This window comes from Syntrophobacter fumaroxidans MPOB, from assembly GCF_000014965.1.
GTDB classification, from domain to species: domain Bacteria; phylum Desulfobacterota; class Syntrophobacteria; order Syntrophobacterales; family Syntrophobacteraceae; genus Syntrophobacter; species Syntrophobacter fumaroxidans.
Map to the genome: position 1 here is coordinate 4,223,495 of NC_008554.1, position 24,886 is coordinate 4,248,380.

Genomic DNA, 24,886 nt, shown 5'->3' on the forward strand with positions numbered 1-24,886 from the left:
TGGAATCAGTCAGTGATGCTGAAACGCAGCGTTTCGAAGACATGACCGTTCTGGTCGACGACTTCCACGCGCCACGGGCCTTTGTCGGTTTCCCGGAGCTGTATCACGCTGTAGGTGGACCACTTCGGCGGATACACCCGGAGCCTGGTCTGGGTGCTGAGCTCGTCGCGGCGGTACCAGCGGTGGTACACCAGCGTGGGCTGGGGCACCGGGTCGAATGCGGTGAAGCAGCAAACCTGCCCCGCAATGACGGAGAACACAACGGCGGATTTGCTTGGGACAAGGTTTTCGACCCTCTCGCACATGACCGCCTGACTCAGGGTCAGCTTCTGAGATGGTTGCTCCACGGGCGGCGCTGCATTCTGGGGCGTCGCCGAACTGTCTTTCTGCGCCCCGATGGCCTGCCTGAAAAACAGAGGCGCGGCCACGACCAGGAACACCACCAGGAGTTTCCCGGGAAGAGAAGCCATTGAGTTACCTCCGATGACGCATGGGAATCATTTGTGCAGCGATTTCGAGGACGTTGCAGGGCGGTTGGAGTCAGGGGCGTTCGGTCGGCCTGCGGCACGTAAATCCCAGGGAAAAAAATTCGCGGGTTTTCGTGAGTGCCCGGTAAAACAGCGATGGAAAGGATTCAGTCACCGAATTCGCGTCAGCAGTCACAGGTTTCGTGTCCTGTCCGCCCGAGACCGCACCCGAGGCTCGATGGAGCCGTCAGTGTGGTCTTCGATCCTGGATGAGGCTGCATAATCCCGTTTTGTACCCGCCACCGACAGAGAATAGCATGCCGCATCGGTTCGTCAAGACCTTTTGCACCGGACCTTTCCTGCTCCAAAGACCGGCAGGTTTGATAAGCAGGCCCTCACGGCCGTCGGCCGAGACGTGTCCGGTCCCGTCGATTCAGGCCGAACCCGGGATCGCTTCGGATGTATTGACATCCGACGATATTTCCGGGTATGTCCTTCGAGGGCGTCGGGTGGCCCGCGCCCATCATGTCCCGCGGACCTTTCAGGGGATGGCCGATGGCCCGTCGACGATCCGCCGAACTCAGTGTTTTCCGCCGTCTTGCAGTGTCGTCCCTTGCGCTGCTCTGTGTCTTGCTCTCCTTTTCGGCCGGGCATTCCCGCTCGTTGCCGCGCGAGGCGCTGGTGGCAGCGGTTTTTGACGGGGACACGATTCTGCTCGACAGCGGCGACAAAGTCAGATACCTGGGAATCGACGCGCCGGAGCCGGCCCATGACGGAGAACCCGCGGATTGTTACGCCCGGGAAGCCGAAGCCGCCAACGCGGCAATGGTTCTTCACCGACGGGTGACCCTGGAATACGACCGCGAGAAACGGGACCGCTTCGGCCGGCTGCTCGCCTACGTGTTCACCATGGATGGGAGGTGCGTCAACGCGGAATTGCTCGGGTCGGGCCATGCACGCGTATTCACGACGTTGCCCCGACACCGCCTGGCGGAGCGGTTCCTTTCCCGCCAACGGGACGCGATGGCGGAGGGGAGGGGCATGTGGGGCGCCTGCCCCGTAAGGCAGGAGTCATATTACATTCTGAATCGACGGAGCTTGGTCTTCCACCGGCCGTCGTGCGAACTGGGACGGAACACGTCGGCCCGGAACCGGTTGCGCCTGGAAACGCGCAGGGAGGCCCTGGAACGCGGGTTTCGTCCCTGCCGGGTGTGCAAGCCCTGAAGACGGTCCGGGGGCGGGCTTGCTCCGTCGATCGGCAAGCCCGCTCGAGCCGCCTCATCGGAGTCGTCTATGGATCGGAGATATCCCGAATACCCGCTGGTCGGCGTGGGTGCGATCATTTTTCGAGACGAGCGGGTGCTTCTCGTGCAAAGGGGAACGGAGCCCGCCTACGGAAAATGGTCCATTCCCGGCGGACTGGTGGAACTGGGTGAAAGCCTGGAAACGGCGGTACGCCGAGAAGTCGGCGAAGAGGTCAACCTCGACGTCAGTGTCGTCGACCTCGTGGCCGTCCTTGACAGCGTCTTCCGGGACGAGAACAGAAAGGTGGAATATCATTACGTGCTCCTCGATTTCCTCTGCGAAAGCCCGGAGGGAGATCCCTGCCCGGCATCGGATGTCCTGAGCTGCATGTTCGTGCCGTTGGACGAGTTGGGGCGCTACCCCATGACCCGGGGCACCGAAAATGTCATCAGGAGGGCGTTCGCCCGGACCGGCGGCGCGCGCGCTCCCATCTACGACACCTTCCTCTGATGCAGTTGCTTCACCATGAATCCCGGTGAATTGTCCTGCCCGGCGAAGTCGAGAGCGCCCGGGGGAAGAACCGGTGCGATGCGCCGTCGACGATCGAGACAAACGCCTGCGGCCGTCGGCCGGCACTCACGCCGCAAACGGTCCGGGTCCTGCCGTTCAGCCGTTTCTTTCTTTTTTTCCAGTGGATATCCCGCTTGACTTTGTCTGCGCTCTGTGGTTTATGACTGACCAGTCCGTCAGAGAGGAGGCGACTCGATCGCGTGACGCATGAATCCCGACAGCAGCTCAAGCAGGTCTTCCTGCGGACGCTCATTCAGGAACCGGATAACCTCGAGGCCCTGATGCGCGCCCTTGAAACGAGCCTGCCCGCGCACAGGCCCGGCGCCGAGGTGCTCGACGACCTCGCCGGGTGCTTCCAATCCGCTCGCAATGCGCTCAGACAGGGCATGCTGCCGGCCGGCTTCTCCATTTCGCGACTGATGGTTGCGCTCTCTGGAATCGCTCGGAAGAGAAACATCGATGCGGACCTGTTCTATTCGACCTTGATCGAAAAAGCCGTGGTCGACGGCGAATCGGAAGACGTTCACCGGGCGGTCCACAAGCAGTCCACCAAGGAAAAGATCCTCGACGCGGCGCTCGAGGTGTTTTCCGAAAAGGGGTTTCACCTTGCCACGGTCGACGAAATTGCCGACCAGGCAGGCGTCGGGAAGGGGACCCTTTACCGTTACTTCGCCAACAAGGAGACCCTGTTCAACGAACTGGTCAAGCTGCGCCTGGCCGAACTGGAAAGGAATGCGACGGCGGTCCTGGACGGCCAGGACGACGTGCTCACCATGATCGCCAAGTACCTGCGGGTCTATTTTGCGTTCTTCGACCGCAACCAGCACCTGTACAGGCTCATCGCCCAGGAGCGGCTCGATTTCGGCGAACACGTCCAAGACCTTTATTTCAAGAAGGTCATGCGTCGCATCCATGCACTGAAGAAAAAAACCTATGAAGCCAGTCAGCAGGGCATTCTCAAGGAAGTGGATTTTCAGACCGTCTTTTACGGGGTCATGGGATTTGTCCACGGCGTCATTCAAAAATGGCTTGCGCGGGACTGTTCCTACTCACTGGTGGAAGAATTGCCCGGAGTCATTGAAGTTCTCTTTTACGGGTTTGTGAAGAAGCGGGTCAATCTAACGAAAGAAGGAGACAAAGATGGATGTAGCTGCAATGCAGGTCAAGATCGTTGACATCATCGCAAACCAACTGGGCGTCGACAAGGAAATCATCACTCCTGAGGCCAACGTGGTGGACGATCTGGGCGCCGATTCGCTGGACGTGGTCGAGCTGGTCATGGCGCTGGAAGAAGCTTTCGATGTCGAGATTCCCGACGAGGATGCCGAGAGCATTCGCACCGTGAAGGATATTTTCGATTACCTGGCGAAGAACAAGGCGGCTTGATCCCGCTCTTCATTCTTCGTGCCGAGTCGCGTGAAACTCGTATGGCCCCGTCCGGTTTTCTCGATTCTGTTGGGAAGACCGGGCGGGGCTTTTTCATCGTTTGCGCAAGACCGCCCGCGGTCGGCCGCCAAAGCTTGCCGGAGACAGCGCGCCCCCTTGTATGCTGACCAGCCCGTCGGTCCGTACAAGGGGCGGGTTTATCCCCGCCCGCGTCGCCTCCCGCCGGGCAGGTGTTGAGTAATCCCGAACGCACCTCGGTGTTAGGAATCCTCTTCCGGAGGTTCAGCTGCGGGTGCGGGGCGGTCGCCTTTCAGGACGTTCTCTTCCATGCCGGTCAACTGGGCGTTGATGACGGTGTCTTTCAACGTCCAGAAAACACTCCTGAAGTGTTCATCGAAATTTCCCGGAGATACCCTGCCGAGCTCGATGAACTTCACGATGATTTCCTTGGCCATTCTGAGTATTTTTTCGTCGTCCGCCTGCATGGAACGATCCTTTCCAACGAAAAAGCCTCTGCTGTTTGGAGGGAAGGCCTTACAGGGTTGAAGCAGAGGCTTTCGAGTCCTATGGAATACCCCGGAAGGCATCCCATCACTCACCTTTTTCTCTAACACATCCATTCGCGAAACCGCAATGAAAATCCCTCGAGGCCATATGCTTGGCTCCTTTAGGGCGGCTTGACGTGCGGCTCCGATCGGATATCCGGCCCCGAACGAAAAACAATGTCACGAATCAAGGATCCTTCCAGGCGCGTTAATCAGGTGAAATTTTTTTAAAAAAGTGTTTTTTCGCGCAGTTTGAATTTGACAAAGCAAAATTTACGGTGATAAATAGGCTCAATGTGGGAAATTGTGGGAAGATGAGGTGAAATGTGGGCATTTTGGGTAAGCCATATTTCAGGGGACAATCGATCCACCGCCTGGATGCCAAGGGGCGACTGCGGATTCCTACGAAATTCCGGGAAGTGCTGCAAAATCACTATACGGACGCTCTGGTCATCACTCGCATGGGAGAATGCCTCCTGGCCTATCCCCCGGAGGAGTGGGAGAAGATCGAAAACAAGGCGAGAGAGTTCTCCCAGGTCCAGCCGGAGCATCGCGCCTTTATGCGTTATTTCATTTCGAGCGCGGAGGAATGCGAGTTCGACAATCAGGGCAGAATCCTGATTCCGCCTTTTCTGAGGGAGGAGGCGAACCTTACCCAGGATGTGCTCCTGGCGGGCGTGCTCACCAATTTCGAGATCTGGAACAAATCGACGTGGGACGCCCACATCAAGCTCGACAAAGACAGTTACCAGAAAATCATGGAATTCATGGCCGGCACCGGGTTGTAGAAGATCATGGAACCCGGGCCCGCTCTCGAACACATACCGGTCATGCTCGAGCAGGCCCTGGAGCTGCTCGCATGTCGCCGGGGCGGAGTCTACGTGGATGGTACGGTGGGTGGCGGCGGATATTCGGAAGCCATTCTCCGGGCCAGCGCGCCCGACGGGATTCTGCTCGGGGTCGACTGGGACGCCGAGGCGATCGGACGGGCAGCCGGGCGGCTGAGCGCGTACGGCAGGCGGGCCATCCTGACGAAGGCCGGTTTCGCGGAGCTCCCGGAGGTCCTCCCGCGACATGGGTTCGCGCAGGTGGACGGCATCGTGCTGGACCTGGGAGTGTCCGCCTTCCAGATCGATGACGCCGCCCGCGGGTTCAGTTTCACGAAGGACGGGCCTTTGGACATGCGAATGGATCCCGGTCTTCCACAAACGGCCGCGGATATGGTGAATACGCTCCCGGAAAAGGACCTGGCCGATCTGATCTTTCGGCTGGGTGAGGAGCGGTGGTCCCGGAGGATTGCGCGGGCCGTCGTGGAGCGCAGAAGGGAACGGCCATTCCAGCGAACGCTGGAGCTGGCGGATACTGTGGCGGCGACGGTGCCCGCGACCCGGGACAGCAGGAGGATTCACCCCGCCACCCGGACCTTCCTCGCACTGCGGTTGGCGGTGAATCAGGAGCTGGAATCGCTCGAGAGGTTTCTCTCCGGGGCGCTTGACCTGCTGAAAACGGGCGGTCGGCTCTGCGTTGTGTCCTTTCACTCTTTGGAGGACAGGATGGTCAAGGGGCAGTTCAAGGAATGGGCGAAATCCTGCCGGTGTCCCCGGGAAGCCGTTCTGTGCCGGTGTGAGGGAAGACCCCTGGTCCGGTTGCTCACACGGAAGGCCGTGCGCCCGGACGAGAGGGAAAAGGAGCGCAATCCGCGATCCCGCAGCGCGCGGCTGCGCGCGGTGGAGAAACAGGGAGTGCCTGCCTGAAGCTTCGGCAGGGCGGAGATTCGAGTGACCCAAGGGATGGGAAGCGAACCATGAGCCTCCGGGTGGATACGAAACTGAGATTCGGCGGCGATTTCGATCCGATCGAAACGAGCACGTCCGGAATCGAGGTGAAGCTCTGGTTGGCGTCATCGGCTTTCCTGGTACTGGTCTTTGTTACATGCGCCATCTTTTACGTGTGGCTCTACATTCAGCAGGTTCAGAACGGCTATCGCCTGGCAAGGTATTTCCAGGAGCACGACCAGTTGATCACGATTCAGCGCAAACTGCGGCTCGAATGGTCGAGGTTTCAGGACCCGTACCTGCTGGAAGAGATGGGACGCAAACAGTTCGGACTCAATCCTCCCAAGCCGGATCAGAAAATGACGATGCGCTGACCCGGCTGAAGGTCGGAGGGGCTTATGGCGGAAAAACGAAATCCCGGAAAATTTCTGAATGCGCGCTACTGGTCGTGCTGCCTCCTCTTCAACATTCTGGTCATCGGCGGCTTCTGTCTGATCCTGTTCAAGGCCTTCCGCCTTCAAGTCCTGGAATACTCGACCTGGGACGAAAGGGCGCGCAACCAGGTCCAAACCACTTTCCAGGTCCCGGCCTACCGGGGTTCCATCTATGACTGCAAGGGCCGGCTGTTGTCCTACTCCGTGCCGCAGCCGTCGCTGTATGCGGATGGGGATCAGATCGAAAATCCGAAGAAAATGGCGGCCCAACTGGCCGCGCTGCTGGGAGAACCCGAAGCGGCTATTGAGAAGAAACTGGTCGCCAACCGCCATTTCGTCTGGCTCAAACGGCATCTCACGGATCAGCAGGCAGCCGCGATCGAAGCCATGAACCGGCGTGGTCTGAGCCTGACCAGGGAATACAAGCGATTCTATCCCTATCGCCAGGTGGCGGGGCAGGTGCTCGGATTCGTGGGAATGGACGGTGTCGGGCTCGAAGGGGTCGAGAAGTCTTTCGACCAGGTGCTGCGCGAAAACGCGACGTCGGTGGGCCAGGTGCGGGATGGAATCCGCAAATGCCTTTGGATGCGGCCCTGCCTTCCCCCTGAACCGGGTGAAAGCTTCGGAGTGCGCCTGGCACTGGACACGTTCATCCAATATGTGAGCGAGTGCGAGCTGGAGGCGGCGATGGCCAAGTACAAGGCGAAAGCCGGTGAAGTGGTCGTCGTCGACGCCCAGACGTCCGAAGTCCTGGCTATTGCCAACTGGCCTCCCTTCGATCCCAACCATCCCGACAAGAGAAATCCGAATTCGTGGCGCAACCGGGTCATCACGGATTCTTTCGAGCCGGGGTCGACGTTCAAGGTCTTCCTGGTCAGTGCGGCGCTCGAGGAAGGAGTCATCAAGGAGAAGGACCGCATTTTCTGCGAGAACGGAAAATGCAAGCTCGCAGGGCACGTCATCAACGACACGCATCCTTACGGCTGGCTCACCATTCCGGAAGTCGTGAAATACTCGAGCAACATCGGCGCCTCGAAGCTGGCGCTGCAGATGGGAAACGAACGCTATGCACGCTACATTAAGGCGTTCGGGTTCGGCTCTCCAACGGGCATCAGCCTTCCGGGAGAAGTGAAAGGCCTTCTCAGGAGCCATAAGCGTTGGCGGCCCATCGATCTGGCCACTACCGGGTTCGGCCAGAGCATAGGCGTCACCGCCATGCAATTGAACTCCGCCATCCAGACGATCGCCAACGGCGGCGAGTTCATCGAACCGCAGATCGCAAAGGAAATCCTGGACGCCCAGGGCCAGCCGGTGAGCCGGTACTGTGCAAAACCCCTCAGACGGGTCATGCAGAAGCAGACCGCCGACAGAATCCGTGCTATGATGGAATTGGTCACCAAAGAGGGGGGAACCGGCACGAGCGCCGTCCCTGAAGGTTACACCGTTGCAGGAAAGACCGGCACCGCACAGGTGCTGGATTCCGCCACCGGGCGTTACGCTTCCAACAAGTATACCGCCGTTTTCACCGGATTTGTCCCCGCGGACAAACCTCGCCTGGTCATGACCGTGGTCATCCATGAACCGCAGGGGGCGATCTACGGAGGAGTCGTGTCCGCTCCCGTCTTCAAGAATATTTCCGCGAAGGTCCTGCCTTATCTGGGAGTCCAGCCGACACTCGAAAGCGTTCCTCCGGCCAAGGGGCTGCGGCTGGCGGGCAAGAGCGGACAGTCCGTCGCCAAAGCTTCGGCGGATGCATCCAAGGCCGCGGCCAGGGGTGCCGAGACCAAGAAACCCGTCGGTGCCGCCGCTCGGTCCGGGAAACCAGACGCGGACAAGACCCTGAAAGCCGGGGCGAGCGACGGGATCACCGCCAAGTCTCAAGCGAAACCGGCCGTCACCCGGGCTTCCGGCCTGGAGCAATACTCATTGAAGGCGCAAACCCCTGCGACGGGAGCATATCAGGGGACCGGACGGGCGGGCGCCGCACTCGCATCCCTGCCCGAGCGATCGGTGCCGCGGGAAAAGCGGGAGCCTGCCCATGCCGGCGAAACGACTTTGAAATTACTTGTTGATTGATAAACGTTCCCCAATAGTGTAGGAATGCCAGTTTAATGTTTGGGGGACATCCGGTTTCTCACCCGGGGCATCCGATATGGCCAGAGCACTGAATAATCTACTCCGTGACGTCGAAATCCTGCAGACCGCAGGACCGTTGGACGTGCCCGTCACGGGTATTGCCTACGACAGCAGGCGGATTCAGGCAGGCAACGTTTTTGTGGCGTTGCCCGGAGTTCGGGTGGACGGAAACCGTTTCATCCCGGAAGCGGTCCGTAGCGGGGCGAGTGCCGTGATTACCGAGACCGTCGGGTTTTCGGAGTGTCCTGCCACCGTGGTGCGGGTATCCGACAGTCGTAAGGCGATGGCGCGCATGGCCGCCAACTACTATGGCCATCCGTGCGCCGGGTTGAAGATGATCGGGGTTACCGGAACAAACGGCAAGACGACGACCACGCTGCTGCTCGAGAGTATTTTGAAGAGGGGCGGCCATTCGGTCGGGGTTTTGGGAACGCTCTTCTACCGTTGGGGGGCGAAGAGCAAAACGGCCGGTATGACGACGCCGGAGTCGCTGGATTTGCAGGGATTGTTTTACGAGATGCGCGAGGACGGGGTCACCCATGTCGTGATGGAGGTTTCTTCACATGCCCTGGCCCAGGGGAGAGTGGCCGAATGCGCCTTCGACGCCGCCGTTTTCACGAATCTGTCCCAGGATCACCTCGATTATCACGTCACCATGGAGGACTACTTCGCGGCCAAGAGCCTGCTCTTTTCGGAATACCTCAGGACCGGTTCGGTTGCCGTGATCAACGGGGACGATCCGTACGGGGCGCGCCTCGTGGAAAAAGCCGGCCCGGGGGCCTGGAGTTACTCAACCGGTTCCGAGGCGGCCCGCGCCCATGTGAAGTCCGCCCGACTCACCGCGTCCGGCATCGAGGCCCGGTTGTGCGGGCCCGACGGAAGCATGGACATTCATTCGCCCCTGATCGGGCGTTTGAACCTCTACAATATTCTGGCTGCCGTGACCGCTTCCCTGGCCATGGGCGTCCCCGAAGCGGCGATAAGGGAGGGCGTGGCGGGGCTTACCTCCGTGGATGGGCGTTTGCAGCGCGTTGCGTCGCCCGGTACGGGTTTTGAGGTGGTGGTGGATTATGCGCACACTCCGGATGCGATGGAGAAAAGCCTGGGGTGTCTGAGGGAGATGACCGCGGGGCGCCTGCTGGTGGTGTTCGGCTGCGGCGGAGACCGGGACCGGGGCAAGCGCCCTCTCATGGGAAAGGTGGCGGGGGCGTTGGGGGACCTGGTGATCGTGACCAGCGACAATCCGCGCAGCGAGGTCCCGGAGAGAATCATCGATGAAATCGAGCCCGGAGTCCGGGCTTCCGGCCTGGAACGGATCCTTGCCGCTGAGCCTGGAAACGGCGCTCGGGGTTACATCGTGGAGGTGGACCGAAAATCGGCGATCGAGAAGGCCCTGGCGTGGGCGCGTCCGGGCGATACGGTGTTCATCGGCGGCAAGGGGCATGAGACGTACCAGCTTGTCGGAGGCGAGGTTCTGCCGTTCGACGATCGACTGGTGGTCGCGCAGTACCTGGCGCGAGAGCGGGAATGAAGCGAGGGGAAGGCCGGACGTATGCAATGGACCGTCGCACAAATCGTTGATGCCGTTCGAGGTCGCCTGATGGCCGGCGATCCGGCTCTCCCCGTCGACGCGATTTCCACCGACACGCGCAGCCTGCGGCGCTCGGACTGTTTTCTGGCGCTTGCGGGCGAGCGATTCGACGGCCACGATTTCATTTCGGCGGCCGTCGAAAAGGGGGCGGCGGTTGTGGTGGTCGCCTCCGGCCGCGGAGAGGGGGCGGTTCGAGCTGGAAGTGTCGCCGTGGTGGAGGTGGACGACACCCTCTACGCTCTCGGCGAGTTGGCGAGGACCCACAGGGCGCGGTATTCGATCCCGGTGGCGGGTATTACGGGAAGCAACGGCAAGACGAGCACCAAGGAACTGCTGGCGGCGATCCTGGAGCACAGACACGGGATTCTGAAAAACCGGGGGAACCTCAACAACCAGATCGGTGTGCCTCTGACCCTGTTGACCATGGATCCGACCCATGAAGCGGCCGTTATCGAGATGGGCATCAACGTGCCCGGCGAGATGGCCCGATTGGTTGAGATTGCGGGTCCGACGCTGGGGCTGATCACGAATATCCAACCGGCGCACCTCGAAGGGCTCGGCTCGTTGGACGGCATCCTGAAAGAAAAGGGCAGGCTGTGGGATGCGCTCGATGCCGAGGGGATCGCCGTCGTGAACCTTGATGACCAGCGGTTGCGAGCCTATTCGAAGCGATTGGCGGCCCGGACGGTGACCTGCTCCGTGCGGGACCCTGAAGCGGGAGTGCGAGTGGTCGGCGAGATCGAGAGCGATGAACATTCCACCCGTTTTCGGATGGTCCTGGGGACGGAAACCGTGCCGGTCGTCCTGTCGGCCGTCGGGATCCATTATGTCCGGAATGCGCTGGCCGCGGCTGCCGCCGCCTGGGCGATGGGGGAACCGGGGGAGGCGATCTCCGCGGGGCTTGCGGCGTACCGACCTGTCGGGCAGCGGATGCAGATACGTCACATGGAAGACGGGCGGGTGCTCATTGACGATACGTACAACGCCAACCCCGAATCGATGCTCGCCGCCGTGCGGGCGGCGTTGGCGGTATGCCGGGGAAAGCCTTGCATTGCGGTGCTGGGAGAGATGAGGGAGCTGGGAGCCGACAGCGCCGCATTGCACCGTGAGTTGGGCAGACGGATCGGTGCCATGGGGTTGAGCGGCCTGATCACTTTGGGAGAGCTTGCGGCGAGAATCGGCGAAGGCGCGGTGGAGGCCGGTATGAAGCCCGCTGCGTGTCGGCATGCCAAGAGCCACGACCAGGTGGTGGAGTGGCTTCGGGAACGGAAAATCGATGCTTCCTGGATACTTGTAAAAGGGTCCCGGGGAATGACGATGGAACGGGTTGTGGAAGGGATGCTCGGGCGATGAGACGCGGTGGACCGTTCAGAATGCCCGGCAGGGCGCTGGTCGTCGGCATGGGAGTGTCCGGCCGGTCGGTGTGCGAGTTGCTCTTGCGCAACGGAGTCGAGGTCGTCGCGACGGACCTCAGGCCGCTCGACCGGTTCGGCGGCACCCTGGACGAGCTGCGTGCGAAAGGCTGCCGGTTAAGGTTGGGGGAACATCACCCGGATGATTTCCTGAACGTCGACCAGATCATTGTGAGTCCGGGAGTGCCGTCGCTGCTCGAACCGCTGCGTGAAGCCCGCCTCAGGGGTATCGAGATCGTGGGCGAATTCGAATGGGCCTGGCGCCAGGTGGACGCGCCCGTGATCGCGGTCACCGGGACCAACGGCAAGACGACGACCACCGCTCTTATCGGGGAAATGATCAAAGCGTCCGGCACGCGCGTGTTCGTGGGGGGCAACATCGGGACGCCGCTGAGCCGGTGGCTGCTGGACGGAGACCGGGTGGACTGCATGGTGCTCGAAGTGAGCAGTTTTCAACTGGACACGGCGTTCCTGTTCAGGCCCGAGGTGGGAGTCTTGCTGAACGTGACCGAGGACCACCTGGATCGATATCGCGATTTTGAAGAGTACACGGAATCCAAGCTCTCGATGTTTGGGCGCCAGGAGTCCACGGATGTCGCGGTGATCAACCTGGACGACCCGGTCTGCGGCTCGAGGCCTTTCAACGGAAAGGGCAGGCTTCTGACCTCGAGCCGGAATGATCCGCGCACGCACGCCCATGTCGAGGACGGGCGGATCGTCGTGAACGTTCCGTGGAAGCCGGAGTTCCGTCTCGACCTGGCGGATCTGCGGCTCAAAGGGGTCCACAACGAGGAGAACGTGCTCGCCGCCATTCTTGCATGCCTGGCCATGGACGTAGTCCCCGAGGCCGTCGCGCGGGCCGCCGGGACCTTTGGCGGCCTGCCCCACCGTGTCGAATGGGTTCGAGCGGCCGGGGGCGTCGATTACTACGACGATTCCAAGGGGACCAACGTCGGCGCCGTCGTCAAGGCGATCGAAAATTTCGATCGACCCGTTCTCCTCTTGTTGGGGGGAAGGGACAAGCTGGGCTCCTACGCTCCCATTGCCGAGCGGATGAGGACCAGGGGCAAGGGGGTGTTCGTGTTCGGAGAATCGGCTCCACGAATCCACGCAGAACTGCGCGACAAGGTTCCCATCCGGTTGTTTCCCGATTTGGAGGGTGCGTTCTCGGCCGCCGTGGAACGGGCGCAGGCGGGAGACATCGTGCTCCTTTCCCCGGCCTGTTCGTCTTTCGATCAGTACGAGAGCTACGCGCAGAGGGGGGACCATTTCAAGAAACTCGTAGCCGCCCTTCCGGGGTAGCGCCGGGGAGGAGCGGGGAAGCGCCGGAGGCGGGCGTCCCCGGCTGTCCGCGCGGTTTGATGACGGCCCGGCGCTCCATGTGTTGACTTCAAGTCTCGAACGAAATGGAAAGTCATGTCCAAGCCCGTTGCAGACAGTCCTACATTCATAGTTGAACATAGCTCCGGGGAGGAACGGGCGGCAGCCTGGGCCGGCCTCTCCCTTGAAGTGCAACTGTGGATCGAGGTCTGCCTGCTCATAGCGGTGGGCCTGATCATGATCTACAGCGCCAGTTCGATCATGGCGTTGAAGAAATTCTCGGACTCCGCCCACTACATGAAACGGCAGTTCCTGTGCATCGGGCTGGGCATCGGGACCATACTGTTCGTCAGCCGCATTCCGTACCGCATGTACCGGAACCACATCGGCTGGATCATGATCGGCACGATCGTCTCGCTGGTGCTGGTATTGATTCCGGGTATCGGCGCGGAAATAAACAATGCGAAGCGGTGGTTTCAGTTCAGGCCGTTTCTTCTGCAGCCGGGTGAGTACGCCAAGGTGGTTTGGGTCATGTTCCTGAGTATTTCCCTGGTGCGAAAGCAGGAGAAAATCAAGCAGTTCAGCGTCGGATTTCTGCCGCATATGCTGCTCTGCGGGCTTCTGAGCGCTCTTTTGTTGAAGGAGCCCGACTTCGGGACGACATTCATTATCGGTTGCCTCACCGTCATCATGCTGGCCGCCGGGGGCGTGCCGTTGAGGAGTCTCATCGTCTGCCTGCCCGTGGCGGCCGTCGGATTTTACAAGTTCGTCTATCTCGTTCCATACCGTTGGGAGCGCGTGACGGCGTACCGCAACCCGTGGACGGACCCTCTCGATTCGGGATACCAGCTCATCCAGGCCTGGATTGCGGTCGGTTCGGGGGGGCTGTTCGGGAAGGGACTGGGAGCGGGACAGCAGAAACTCTTCTACCTGCCGGAATCCTACACGGACTTTATTCTTGCCGTGATCGGAGAGGAGTTGGGTTTCGTCGGCATAGCGATTGTCTGCACGCTTTTTCTCTTTCTGTTCCTTACCGGAATCCGGATTTCGAGATCCGCCCCGGAGCTGACGGGGACCCTGTTGGCGCTGGGATTGACCATGCTTCTTTCCATGCAGGCCCTGCTCAACATGGGGGTCGTGCTGGGGCTGGTTCCGACCAAGGGGCTGCCGCTTCCTTTCATCTCCTACGGGGGCAGTGCATTCACGGCCAACTGCCTGGCGATCGGCATCCTCATGAACATAGCAAGAAGCGGTGAAAGGCGGATGGACTAGCAATGTTCAAGCGCTATCAGCACATCCATTTCGTGGGTATCGGCGGCATCGGGATGAGCGGCATCGCCGAGCTGCTCTTGAACCTGGGCTATCGGGTGAGCGGGTCGGACCTCAAGGAAACCGAGATCACCAGGAGGCTCTCGGCGATGGGCGCCGCGGTTCACCTGGGGCACCGTGCGGAGCATGTGCTTGGCGCGGATGTGGTGGTTCTCTCTTCGGCCATTTCCGACGACAATCCGGAAAACCGCGCAGCCCGGGAAATGGGCAAGGTGCCGGTGATCCGCCGTGCCGAAATGCTTGCGGAACTGATGCGGCTCAAGTATTCGGTCCTGGTCGCGGGCGCTCACGGGAAAACGACGACCACTTCCATGGTTTCCACCGTCCTGGCCAGAGGCGGTCTGGACCCGACGGTGGTGATCGGCGGCAAGTTGAACGCATGGGGCACGAACGCCAAGCTGGGGAACGGAGATTTTATGGTAGCGGAGGCGGATGAGAGCGACGGGACTTTCCTGCTGCTTCCGCCGACGATTGCAGTCGTGACGAACATCGATCTCGAACACCTCGACTTCTATCGCGATCTCGCGCACATCCAGGAGACCTTTCTGCAGTTCATCAACAAGATCCCTTTCTACGGTCAGGCGGTCCTCTGTCTGGAAGACGAGAACATCCAGTCGATCCTGCCGCGCGTCGAGAAACGATTCACCACGTACGGATTTTCGTCCCAGGCCGATTTCCAGGCTCGTGACGTGAGGACCAGCGGCTTGTTCTCCTCGTACAGGGTACACAGTCACGGCGATGAGCTCGGTGAAATCGAAATCAGGATCCCGGGACGGCACAACGTCTTGAACTCACTGGCCGCGGTTGCGGTGGCAAGGGAGCTGGACCTGGACTGGGCGAATATCCAGGACGGGCTGAGGGACATGACGGGCGTGCAGCGCCGGTTTCAGATCAAGGGCGAAGCTGCAAACGTCCTGGTGATCGACGATTACGGGCACCACCCCAGCGAGATCCGGGCGGTGCTCCAGACGCTCGCGGATTGCTACCCCGACCGGCGACGCATCGTCGTCTTTCAGCCCCATCGTTACACTCGCACACGGGCCTTGATGGAACAGTTCGCCCGCTGCTTCTATCATTCGGACGTGCTGCTGGTTACGGAAATCTATGCGGCCAGTGAAACTCCCATACCGGGGGTGACGGGGGAGCGGCTGTCCCAGGAGATCGCCTCGCACGGGCATCACGATCTGCATTTTTGCGAGACGGTGGAGAGTGCGCTGAGCCGGCTGGTGAAGCTGGTGAAGCCCGGGGATGCGGTGATCACCCTGGGCGCGGGCAACATCTGGCAGGTGGGCGAGTGGCTTCTGGCGAAGCTGAAGTCTTCAGGCGGGAGCGGCGGCACGGGTGAGCTCAAATGATCGACAACAAGCGCGGGTCCAGTTATTTGAATTCACTCCCGGAAGGGTTGAGCGCAGAGGAATGCGATCGTTATTCGGCTGTTGTTTCGCTGTGCTGGAATGTTCTGGGGGAGCTTCAGGACGTCGAATTCAAATGGCACGAACCGCTTGCATACCACACCACGTTTCGAGTGGGAGGGCCCGCGGCGTGTCTTGCGCGTCCGCGTTCGGAGAGCGCCTTGCTGGCGCTCCTGGAAAGAGTGCGGGAGAATTCCGTGCCCTATGTGGTGCTTGGCGGTGGAAGCAACGTGCTCGTAACCGACGGGCCAATCCCGGCGCTGGTGATTCAACTCATCCACGTGGCCGCGGGCCTTGCCTTCAACAAGGGACGCTCGAGCTCGCGACCTCTCGTGGTTGTCGGAGCCGGCGTCCCGATTTCTCGTTTGCTCAGGTTCTGTGTCCGCAACGAACTGGGCGGCCTGGAATGCCTCGTGGGGATTCCAGGCTCGGTCGGAGGGGCGGTGGTGATGAACGCCGGGACGGCTGAAGGAACCATCGCCGAAGCCCTTGAATGGCTCGACGCCCTGGATGGAGCGGGGCAGAGACAACTCGTTTTCAAAGCGGACCTGCCGGCCGGGTACCGGAGCATGGGGCTGCCCGAAGCCTGGCTGATCCTGGGAGGTGCCTTCCGCCTTCATGTCTCTTCGGGCCGATCGCTCAAAAGGGAAATGCGGTCGCTGATGGTCCGCCGGAAAGCGACACAGCCGCTGGGGCGGCCTTCCGCCGGCTGCGTGTTCAAGAATCCCGTCGAAGCTCCCGCCGGGGCGCTGATCGAGCGGGCGGGATTGAAGGGATTTCGGATGGGAAACGCGCAGGTTTCCGACAAGCATGCGAACTGGATCATCAATCTGGGCAGTGCCCGGGCCCGGGATATCCTGGCCCTGATCAGCCTGGTGGAAAATGAAGTTTTTGGAAAATTCGGCGTGCGTTTGGAGCGAGAAATTCGTATACTCTCGCCAGAAAAAAATTCCCTGAATCAGATGCTGAACTCATGAAGAAGAAGCAGAACCGGTATCGCCCAGACAAGGCCAGGCCTTTGAAAATCCTCAAATTTTGGGGAAAGACAGTCTTGACTCTCCTGCTGGCGGTTGCCGCGGTTGTGCTCATTAGTGCTGGTCTTTCGCGCTCTTACTATGCCCTGTTGGAGGCACCCTGGCTGAGGTTGGAGGAAGTGCGCATCAATGGGCTGAAACATCTCGAAGAGGGCCTCGTTTTGAACGCGCTGGGCGTTCCCAGGAACGCCTGCGTCTTGAATCTGAAGATGAAGGAACTGGCGGCTCGACTCGAGTCTTTGCCGCAGGTGCGCTCGGTGATCGTGCGCCTCGATCTTCCCACGCGGCTGGTGGTGGAGATCACCGAGCGTGAGCCGCTCGCGATGGTGCAGGCCGATGAGCTGCTCTTGCTGGACAAGGACGGAACGCTGTTTGCCCGGACCACCCGCGACGCCGATCCCGAGAGGCTGCTGATTACCGGGTTTTCCGGCAAGGGGCTGAAGGAGGGGGATCATTTGCCCCGGGAACCTCTGGAAGCTGTAAGAGAGCTCGCGGCGGCCCTCGAAAAGGCCAGGCAGTGGTTGCCGGTGCAACGCATTTCGGAGTGCCAGTGGCGTTCCGGCGGCTTCACCCTGTTCATGGCTCAGACCTCGCTTCCCATTGACTTCGGGTCTGAGAACTACGGCGAGAAACTGAATCGCCTTCAGCGGATTTTCGCCATGCTGGGGGAACGGCAGTGGACCGGTGCCGTCAAGTATATTGACCTGAATTATGGAAATCGAGCCTATGTGGGAGGGCCGTTCCCGGCAGCCAAAGGCGCCTGAATCGCCATTCGGAGGGCGCGGAACCCCCTGGTCGTGCCGGACCGGGCTCATGATCGTCAAGCTGATGCTGAAAGGGGATCGATGGGAAAAAGAGAGGAATTGATCGTAGGCCTCGATCTAGGGACTACCAAGGTTTGCGCTGTGGTCGGTGAGGTGACCTCCGAAGGGATGGATATCGTCGGAGTGGGTACGTACCCTTCCATCGGCCTCAGAGGCGGCGTGGTCGTCAACATCGATCAGACCGTCCATTCAATCCGCAAGGCGGTTGAAGAAGCGGAATTGATGGCCGGTTGCGAGATTTCCTCAGTCTATGCCGGTGTGGCCGGAACGCACGTTCAGAGCCTGAATTCGCACGGAGTCATTGCCATCAAGAGCCGTGAGGTGACTCAGGCCGATATCGATCGCGTGCTGGACGCCGCAAAGACGGTGGCTCTCCCTTTCGACCGCCAGATTCTCCACGTGCTTCCCCAACAGTACATCGTGGACGACCAGGAAGGCATTCAAAACCCGACCGGCATGGCGGGAGTGAGACTTGAAGCGAAAGTGCACATCATCACCGGGGCCATTGCCGCGGTCCAGAATATCGTCAAATGCTGCGAGCGGGCGGGGCTCCAGGTGCAGGACGTCGTGCTCGAATCCCTCGCCTCCAGCGAATCGGTGCTCGACATGGATGAGAGGCACCTGGGAGTCGCGTTGGTCGATCTCGGAGGCGGAACCAGCGACATCGCGGTGTTCATGGATCATGCGATTCGCTACTCGTGTGTCGTGGGGCTCGGGGGCAACCATATCACCTCGGACATTTCGGTCGGTTTGCGCACGTCCATCGACGAAGCGGAGAAGATCAAGAAGAAGCATGGCTGTGCGCTGGTTGAATGGGTCAACCAGCAGGACATGATCGAAGTCGGCTCGGTGGGCGGGCAGAAGCCGCGTCAGTTGGCGCGGTCTGTGCTGGCTCAGATCGTCGAAGCGCGCGTGGAGGAGATCGTCAAGATCATAGAGTGGGAACTGGTGCGGTCCGGTTACGTGGAATCCCTTCATGCGGGAGTGGTGCTGACCGGAGGCGTCTCCCTGCTTCCGGGGATTCGGGAACTGGCGGAGAAAGTGTTTGACCTGCCGGTGCGCATAGGCGTCCCTTACAACTTCGGCGGACTGGGAGACGTGGTCAAGAATCCGATCTATGCGACGGCCACGGGATTGCTTTTGTATGGAAAGAAACATGGAAACAGGGGACCGATGGAAGAACCGAGCGTGATCAAGAAGGTTCTTGCATCGGTGAGACGTTGGTTCAAGGAATTCTGGTGAGAGGTTCGGCCTCCGGGGCAAGAGACTGCTTTCGGGGTGTGGAGGCCGGCGGCTCGCCAGTGCGAACGCGGCCGGAATGAACGGTCCCCCGGCGCTTGTCGCCGGGCCGATCCGGATGATGGCATTATCGACAAGTCATGTGGCAAGGGGGAAAACTCTTCGCGACTATGGAGCTCATATGACTAGGAAAGAACAGAAGAGGGGGAAGGGACGAAATATGGAAAAAACACCAGATGCCATGGCAGTCAACCGGGCGAAAATCAGCGTACTGGGGATTGGTGGCGGAGGCGGAAACGCCATCAACAACATGATCAACGCGGGCCTTGATGGAGTGCAGTTCATCGCGGCCAACACCGATTTTCAGGTGCTGGCCCGCAACCAGGCCGCCACCAAGATTCAGCTCGGCACGAACCTGACGAAAGGGCTCGGCGCGGGCGGGAATCCGGAAATCGGGGCAAAAGCGGCCCAGGAAGACATCGACAGGATTCGTGAAGCCGTCGACGGGAGTGACATGGTGTTCATCACCGCGGGTCTTGGGGGCGGCACCGGCACGGGTGGAGCCCCCATTGCGGCCCAGGTGTGCAAGGAGATGGGAGCGCTGACCGTTGCGGTGGTGACCAAGCCGTTCGTGGTCGAGGGCCGGGTGCGCCAACGCAATGCCGACGACGGTCTGAAGTCGCTCCAGGACGTGGTGGATACCCTGATCACCATTCCCAACAACCGGCTCCTTTGCCTGGCGGATCGCCGCGCCACATTCCTCGAAATGATCAAGCGCGCCGACGATGTTTTGCTGTACGCGGTGAAGGGCATTTCCGATCTCATCATCAAGGATGGATACATCAACGTCGACTTCAACGACGTGAAGACGGTGATGGCGGAAATGGGCCTCGCCCTGATGGGAACCGGTGTCGCAAGAGGTGAGAACAGGGCTACTCAGGCGGTACAGCAGGCCATCTCCAGTCCGCTCCTGGAGGACATCTCCATCCATGGCGCCCGTGCCGCCCTCATCAATCTTTCCGCCGGTCCGGATCTGGGCATGCATGAATTCGAGGAAGCCCTTTCCATCATCCAGAAGGAGGTCAACGAGGAGGCGAACATCATCCTCGGCATGGTCATGGACCCGAACATGGGTGATGAAATAAGGGTCACGGTGATCGCGACCGGCATCGGACGGATGGAACAGCCGCAACGGCTCGAGTCGTCTCGTCCGAAGAGAATCAAGCCGGAGGGAATCGTTCCCGACCCCGATTACGACTACCTGCAGGTGCCGGCCTTCGTTCGTCATCGCACTCCCAGGGAGCCTGCCCAGGTGGAACAGCAACAACCCCGCAGAAGGACTCTTCTGCAGAAACTGACGGGAGGCAACGCCGAAGAAGAGGATCTGAGCATCCCGACCTTTATTCGCCGTCAGGCGGACTAGGCTTCCGCCGGCTCGATGATCGTCCCTTCTCCATCGTCGCCGGAGAAGGTTGAAAAAGCGAGTCTCTATCCCCTGCCACAGCCCTCCCCCCCTCCTCCGGGGGGAGGGAGTCAGGTTGTTTTCCCCTTGCCCCGGGGCCCGGAAGCCTGGATCCGCTATCGCCCGACGACGTGGTTCCAGGGTTCCGGCTCTCCCTTTCGGTATGAATTTCCTATGCTCTTCAACGTGAGGCAGCGACATCGGCGATGGCTGTCGGAAGAAACCGGCACCGTCATCAAGGACTGGAGAGGAAGAGTCCGGATCGGTCTGGCTTTTCCGAACCGGTATGCCGTCGGTATGTCGAACCTGGGCTTCCAGACGGTGTATGCCGCTCTGAACGGTTTTGAAGACGTCGTGTGCGAGAGGTTTTTCTACCCCGAATCCGAAGACCTCCCCGCGGTTCGGCAGAATCCTGGCCGCCTCTTGTCCCTGGAATCCCAGCGCCCGGCACGGGACTTTGACCTGTTCGTCTTCTCCGTCGCCTACGAAAACGACTACGTCAACGCGATCGAGATGTTGAAGCTGGCGGGATTTCCCGCGCGTCGCGAACAGCGAAACCGCGAGCATCCCCTGCTCGCCGCGGGTGGAGTGGCGGTGTTTCTGAATCCGGAGCCCCTTGCCCTTTTCCTGGATTTCTTCTTTATCGGCGAGGCGGAAGCGATTCTCCCGGATTTCCTTCGTGTCCTCAATGAGAAGGGGGAAAGCGGTTGTTCCCGCTCCGAGTTCCTCCGGGAGCTTTCCGAGAGAGTCGCGGGGATTTACGTGCCTGCGCACTTCGAACCCGCGTACCGGGAGGACGGCACCCTCGAGCGCATCTCTCCGCTGCCCGGGACCGGTGCGCCTCAGCGGGTGGTCTATCGCAGGGCCGACCTGGACAGGGCTCAGCCCTGTCATTCGGTCATCCTCACGCCGAATACGGAATTCAGCAGTACGATGCTGCTGGAAATCGGGCGAGGGTGCGGAAGAGGTTGCCGATTCTGCGCGGCAGGCTTCGTCTATCGTCCAATGCGTTTCCACAGTGCTGAAAGGCTGCTGCGGGCGTTGAACGCGGGAGGTGAGCGGCACCCGAGAATCGGCCTGGTGAGCGCCGCCGTTTCGGACCATCCGGAAATTGGCTTCCTCTGCCGGTCGCTGCTCGAAGACGGGCGTTCCCTGTCGTTTTCATCGCTGCGGGCGGATACGCTCACTCCGGAAATCGCCTCGGCCCTGGAATCGAGCCGTCACCAGGCGGTGGCCATCGCTCCCGAGGCGGGGTCCGAGCGTCTTCGCAAGGTCGTCAACAAAAACCTCGACATGACGCAGATTCTGACCGCCGCGGAGAGGCTCACCGAAAAGGGGATTCTCCATCTGAAGCTCTATTTTATGATCGGGCTGCCCACTGAATCCGCCGAAGACCTGGAAGCGATCGTGGATACGGCCAAGGCGATCAAGCACCATGTCCTGAAGATCAGCCGGGGGCGGAAACGACTCGGAACCATAACTCTGAGCGTGCATTCATTCGTTCCCAAGCCGTTCACGCCTTTCCAATGGGTTGCGTTCGCCGGGGTGGGGGAATTGAAGAACCGGGCGAAATGGATTCGGAATGCTCTCAAGAAAGTTCCCAACGTTCGGGTGCACTTCGACCTGCCCAAGTGGGCTTACGTGCAGGCACTGCTTGCCAGGGGCGACAGGAGGGTGGGAACCCTGCTGGAGAAGGTGGCCTTGCGTTCGACCCCATGGAGCAAGGCATTGCGCGAGCACGTGATCAACCCTGATTTCTGGGTGATGCGCGAGAGGGGACGCGACGAGGTGTTCCCGTGGGAAGTGATCGAGCACGGCGTCAGGAGAGATTACCTGTGGCGGGAATACGAGCTTGCCCTCAAAGGCGAAAGCACGCCGGAATGCCGCCCGGAGGAGGATTGCCGCCGTTGCGGGGCTTGCGCGCCTTGAGCTTGCGATTCTTAAGGATCCATTGATTTGGGTCGATTTAGGCTTTATAATTTTTTGCCTTGAGGTGAGCGAATTCAGTGCACGGCGCACCGGTTCGGGCGGCGTAGAGGGCGTTCCCGCCGGAGGCTAACCAGCCCGTCGAGCGCCGTTCACGGGGTTTATCCCCGTCCGGAAACACACCGCGTTCGTATTGTCCCGTGCGCGGAACCGTTCAATTGAGGTCGAAGTTGAATTCGTGATCGATCGCGGCTTTTTGCAGCATGGGCGCCGGCAGGCAAATTTCACGGAGAACGAGAAGACATGCCTCAACAAGACTACTACGGGGTGTTGAACGTTTCGCCCGAAGCTTCCTCGGAGGAGATCAAACGGGCGTATCGCAAGCTGGCTCTAGAAACGCATCCCGACCGCAACCCCAACGACCGTAATGCCGAGGAGCGCTTCAAGAGAATCAACGAAGCCTACGGCGTGCTGTCCGATCCCGGCAAACGCTCCCAGTACGATCAGTACCGGAGACTGGGGGTTCATCAGGGCCCCGGCGGTTATGGGCGGCCCGGTTTCGGCTATTCCCAGGAAGAGATCTTTCGGGATTTTGTCAATAACCGTCACGCCAATGATGTTTTTGCGGAAATGCAGCGGGAATTCCAAAGGATGGGATTTCGCTTCGACGAGCGTTTCATCAACCGGATCTTCTTCGGTGACAAGACGTTCACCATTCAAGGCTTTTTCTGGGGCGGCCCCATGGGAAGCACAAGCATGAGGCGGCCCGGTTCTCCGGCTGCCGATCATCCCGGGACCGCCTCCGGTCGCGACGGAGCGGATGGGCCCGGAGCTCCCGGTCCCATGGGAATCGTCAAGGAGGGGCTATCCCTCCTGTATAAGGCCGGAAAGAAGATCGGCGGATACCTCATCGACAAGGTGCTCGGCCAGGAGCCGCAGGGCGATCGGGCGCGTCCGGGGGAATTCGACATCACCTACAGACTGGTCATCTCTTCGCACGACGCTGCCAGAGGGACCACCGTCGAGGTCGAGCTTCCTCATCTCCAGGACGGAAAGCGGGTCGCCGTCACCATCCCGGCTGGAGTGAGGAACGGGATGAAGCTGCGCCTCAAGGACATGGGACGTCCCTTGAGCGGCCTCACCCGTGGGGACCTCTATCTTCAGTTGCAGGTGGTGTGATCCTTTCCGGGCATCCGAAATCCTGATATTTCAACACAAGTACGGGCGGGATAATCCCCGCCCGTACTTTTTGGAAACAGCGCCGCATCCTACGGGCTGCACAGCAACCGCGCGAACGCATTGCCGATGGTGTGAAGATCGTCCGGCAACAGTGTTCGCGTATCCATCAGGAATTGATCGGATTCGATTCGACCGATGATCGGCGGGTCGTTGTTTCTCAGGAAACCCTCGATCTTTTGGGCGGAGATCTCCGTCCCGTGGACGGTTACCACCCGTGTGGGAAGATTCTGGGCAGGGAGCGAGCCCCCGCCGACCTGGGAAGAGCTGCTCCGGACTTCGACGACAAGCCGCTGTTGCGTGTCGATTTGCCGAATCAGGGAACAAAGCGCTTGTGCGGTATCGTTGAGCGCATCCGTGGACAGCGCGATCATTCTGAGGACGGGGATGCGCTCAATGGCCCGATTTTCGTCGCGATACAGGCGGAGGGTCGCCTCGAGCGCGGCCAGAGTGAGCTTGTCCACTCGCAGTGCACGGGTGATGGGGTTCTTCTTGCACCGATCGATGAGGTCCTTCCTCCCCAGGATGACGCCCGCCTGAGGTCCCCCCAGGAGCTTGTCGCCACTGAAGGTCACGACGTCCGCTCCGTTGCGGACGGCCTCCCGAACCGTGGGTTCCCCCGTCAGCCCATACCTGGACAGGTCGATGAGGGAACCGCTGCCGAGATCTTCCACAACGGGCAATCCGTGCGCTCTTCCCATGGACACCATTTCTTCGAGAGACACTTCGGCGGTGAACCCGAGGATCCGGTAATTGCTGGTGTGCACTCTCATCAGCAGGGCGGTGCGGTCGTTGATCGCCGAAACGAAATCATGGGGATGCGTCCGGTTGGTGCATCCGACTTCGCGCAGGAGGGCGCCGCTCGAGCGCATGACGTCCGGAATCCGGAAGGAACCGCCGATTTCCACCAGCTGTCCGCGGGAGACGATGACCTCCATGTCCTTCGCGAGGGTATTCAGCACCAGGAAGACGGCTCCGGCGTTGTTGTTGACCACCAGGGCGCTTTCCGCTCCGGTCAATTCACACAGAATCGATTCCGCGTGAACGTACCGCGATCCTCTACGGCCGAGCTCGAGATTGTATTCGAGGTTGTTGTAGGTCCGGCAGATGAGCTGGAGCCGCTCGACCGCTTCCCGCGGAAGCAGGGATCGGCCGAGGTTGGTATGAACGATGATGCCCGTGGCGTTGACTACATTGCGGAGCGTAAAGCTGCCGGCGGCTTCGATCCGCTCCAGGATGGCCTGCACCAGGGTCGCGTGCTCCGGTTCTCCCGGGGCGTCGCCCGGAGCCCCCTCGATCAGCCGTTGTCGGGTTGTTTCCAGAACCTGGCGAATACAGTCAAGGACCAGTCTGCGGGGATGTCGGTCCAGGGCCTCGCGGACGGCATCCGCCTGCAGCAGGGCATCGACGCTCGGGAGACGGCGAAGCAAATCTTGCATGGAAGTCTTTGACATCGGCTATACCTTCAACGTCATGAGTCGCGCATCGGTTCACGAGGGCGTCGCACCATCCGCAACGAATGTCACCTGGACAAACCACAACC

Annotated in this window: 22 protein-coding genes; 19 read left to right on the forward strand and 3 right to left on the reverse strand. The window is 60.5% G+C overall.

What is annotated here, in order from left to right; all coding sequences use genetic code 11:
* Positions 1-5: 5 nt before the first annotated feature.
* Positions 6-470 (reverse strand): DUF2914 domain-containing protein, encoded by a 465-nt coding sequence (locus SFUM_RS23610; RefSeq protein ID WP_011700252.1) that lies wholly within the window; start codon positions 468-470, stop codon positions 6-8.
* Between the two features lie 552 nt (positions 471-1,022).
* On the opposite strand from SFUM_RS23610, the gene SFUM_RS22070 reads away from it, so the two are divergent.
* The 4 genes from SFUM_RS22070 to acpP all read left to right on the forward strand — a co-directional run bounded on the left by SFUM_RS22070 (position 1,023) and on the right by acpP (position 3,668).
* The gene (locus SFUM_RS22070; protein ID WP_011700253.1) at positions 1,023-1,691 is read left to right on the forward strand and encodes a thermonuclease family protein; all 669 of its coding nucleotides are present in this window, start codon (positions 1,023-1,025) and stop codon (positions 1,689-1,691) included.
* A 69-nt stretch (positions 1,692-1,760) separates the two neighbouring features.
* On the forward strand, positions 1,761-2,222 hold the full coding sequence (locus SFUM_RS17860) for an NUDIX hydrolase (protein WP_011700254.1): 462 nt from the start codon (positions 1,761-1,763) through the stop codon (positions 2,220-2,222).
* A gap of 260 nt (positions 2,223-2,482) precedes the next feature.
* Entirely contained in the window at positions 2,483-3,457 is a 975-nt protein-coding gene (locus SFUM_RS22075; RefSeq protein ID WP_011700255.1) for a TetR/AcrR family transcriptional regulator, read from the forward strand.
* Positions 3,423-3,668: an acyl carrier protein gene (gene acpP, locus SFUM_RS17870; RefSeq protein WP_011700256.1), complete on the forward strand. Its 246-nt coding sequence runs from the start codon at positions 3,423-3,425 to the stop codon at positions 3,666-3,668. The genes SFUM_RS22075 and acpP overlap by 35 nt, the downstream gene beginning before the upstream one ends.
* A 260-nt stretch (positions 3,669-3,928) precedes the next feature.
* Here acpP and SFUM_RS23615 read toward each other — a convergent pair whose 3' ends face one another.
* Positions 3,929-4,153: a hypothetical protein gene (locus SFUM_RS23615; RefSeq protein ID WP_208597072.1), complete on the reverse strand. Its 225-nt coding sequence runs from the start codon at positions 4,151-4,153 to the stop codon at positions 3,929-3,931.
* A 386-nt stretch (positions 4,154-4,539) separates the two neighbouring features.
* Between SFUM_RS23615 and mraZ the strand changes: the two genes are divergently transcribed.
* The 15 genes from mraZ (at position 4,540) to SFUM_RS17950 (ending at position 23,286) form a co-directional block, all read left to right on the forward strand.
* On the forward strand, positions 4,540-5,001 hold the full coding sequence (gene mraZ / locus SFUM_RS17880; protein WP_083764124.1) for a division/cell wall cluster transcriptional repressor MraZ: 462 nt from the start codon (positions 4,540-4,542) through the stop codon (positions 4,999-5,001).
* Between the two features lie 6 nt (positions 5,002-5,007).
* Complete coding sequence (rsmH, locus tag SFUM_RS17885; RefSeq protein WP_011700259.1) at positions 5,008-5,967, forward strand: 16S rRNA (cytosine(1402)-N(4))-methyltransferase RsmH; 960 nt, start codon at positions 5,008-5,010, stop codon at positions 5,965-5,967.
* 50 nt (positions 5,968-6,017) lie between these two features.
* Positions 6,018-6,362, forward strand: a complete 345-nt coding sequence (locus tag SFUM_RS17890; RefSeq protein WP_011700260.1) for an FtsB/FtsL family cell division protein — start codon at positions 6,018-6,020, stop codon at positions 6,360-6,362.
* Positions 6,363-6,386: 24 nt separating this feature from the next.
* Positions 6,387-8,498 (forward strand): peptidoglycan D,D-transpeptidase FtsI family protein, encoded by a 2,112-nt coding sequence (locus tag SFUM_RS17895; protein ID WP_011700261.1) that lies wholly within the window; start codon positions 6,387-6,389, stop codon positions 8,496-8,498.
* A 76-nt stretch (positions 8,499-8,574) separates the two neighbouring features.
* Positions 8,575-10,089 carry a UDP-N-acetylmuramoyl-L-alanyl-D-glutamate--2,6-diaminopimelate ligase gene (locus tag SFUM_RS17900; protein WP_011700262.1) on the forward strand — a complete coding sequence of 505 codons (1,515 nt, stop codon included), beginning with the start codon at positions 8,575-8,577 and terminating at the stop codon, positions 10,087-10,089.
* A 21-nt stretch (positions 10,090-10,110) separates the two neighbouring features.
* Positions 10,111-11,502: a UDP-N-acetylmuramoyl-tripeptide--D-alanyl-D-alanine ligase gene (locus SFUM_RS17905; RefSeq protein ID WP_011700263.1), complete on the forward strand. Its 1,392-nt coding sequence runs from the start codon at positions 10,111-10,113 to the stop codon at positions 11,500-11,502.
* Positions 11,499-12,863 carry a UDP-N-acetylmuramoyl-L-alanine--D-glutamate ligase gene (murD, locus tag SFUM_RS17910; RefSeq protein ID WP_083764125.1) on the forward strand — a complete coding sequence of 455 codons (1,365 nt, stop codon included), beginning with the start codon at positions 11,499-11,501 and terminating at the stop codon, positions 12,861-12,863. The genes SFUM_RS17905 and murD overlap by 4 nt, the downstream gene beginning before the upstream one ends.
* 114 nt (positions 12,864-12,977) lie before the next feature.
* Entirely contained in the window at positions 12,978-14,153 is a 1,176-nt protein-coding gene (gene ftsW / locus SFUM_RS17915; RefSeq protein ID WP_011700265.1) for a putative lipid II flippase FtsW, read from the forward strand.
* 2 nt (positions 14,154-14,155) lie between these two features.
* Complete coding sequence (murC, locus tag SFUM_RS17920; protein ID WP_011700266.1) at positions 14,156-15,565, forward strand: UDP-N-acetylmuramate--L-alanine ligase; 1,410 nt, start codon at positions 14,156-14,158, stop codon at positions 15,563-15,565.
* Positions 15,562-16,599 (forward strand): UDP-N-acetylmuramate dehydrogenase, encoded by a 1,038-nt coding sequence (murB, locus tag SFUM_RS17925; RefSeq protein ID WP_011700267.1) that lies wholly within the window; start codon positions 15,562-15,564, stop codon positions 16,597-16,599. The genes murC and murB overlap by 4 nt, the downstream gene beginning before the upstream one ends.
* Positions 16,596-17,420, forward strand: coding sequence for a cell division protein FtsQ/DivIB (locus tag SFUM_RS17930; protein ID WP_011700268.1), 825 nt, complete (start codon positions 16,596-16,598; stop codon positions 17,418-17,420). The genes murB and SFUM_RS17930 overlap by 4 nt, the downstream gene beginning before the upstream one ends.
* 81 nt (positions 17,421-17,501) lie before the next feature.
* Positions 17,502-18,722 carry a cell division protein FtsA gene (gene ftsA, locus SFUM_RS17935; protein ID WP_011700269.1) on the forward strand — a complete coding sequence of 407 codons (1,221 nt, stop codon included), beginning with the start codon at positions 17,502-17,504 and terminating at the stop codon, positions 18,720-18,722.
* Between the two features lie 217 nt (positions 18,723-18,939).
* Positions 18,940-20,142, forward strand: coding sequence for a cell division protein FtsZ (ftsZ, locus tag SFUM_RS17940; RefSeq protein ID WP_041440912.1), 1,203 nt, complete (start codon positions 18,940-18,942; stop codon positions 20,140-20,142).
* Positions 20,143-20,355: 213 nt separating this feature from the next.
* A complete protein-coding gene (locus tag SFUM_RS17945; RefSeq protein ID WP_041440914.1) occupies positions 20,356-22,110 on the forward strand; it encodes a radical SAM protein in 1,755 nt (584 codons plus the stop codon).
* Between the two features lie 300 nt (positions 22,111-22,410).
* Positions 22,411-23,286 carry a DnaJ domain-containing protein gene (locus SFUM_RS17950; protein WP_011700272.1) on the forward strand — a complete coding sequence of 292 codons (876 nt, stop codon included), beginning with the start codon at positions 22,411-22,413 and terminating at the stop codon, positions 23,284-23,286.
* Between the two features lie 89 nt (positions 23,287-23,375).
* Here SFUM_RS17950 and selA read toward each other — a convergent pair whose 3' ends face one another.
* Entirely contained in the window at positions 23,376-24,797 is a 1,422-nt protein-coding gene (gene selA / locus SFUM_RS17955) for an L-seryl-tRNA(Sec) selenium transferase (RefSeq protein ID WP_011700273.1), read from the reverse strand.
* Positions 24,798-24,886: the final 89 nt, after the last annotated feature.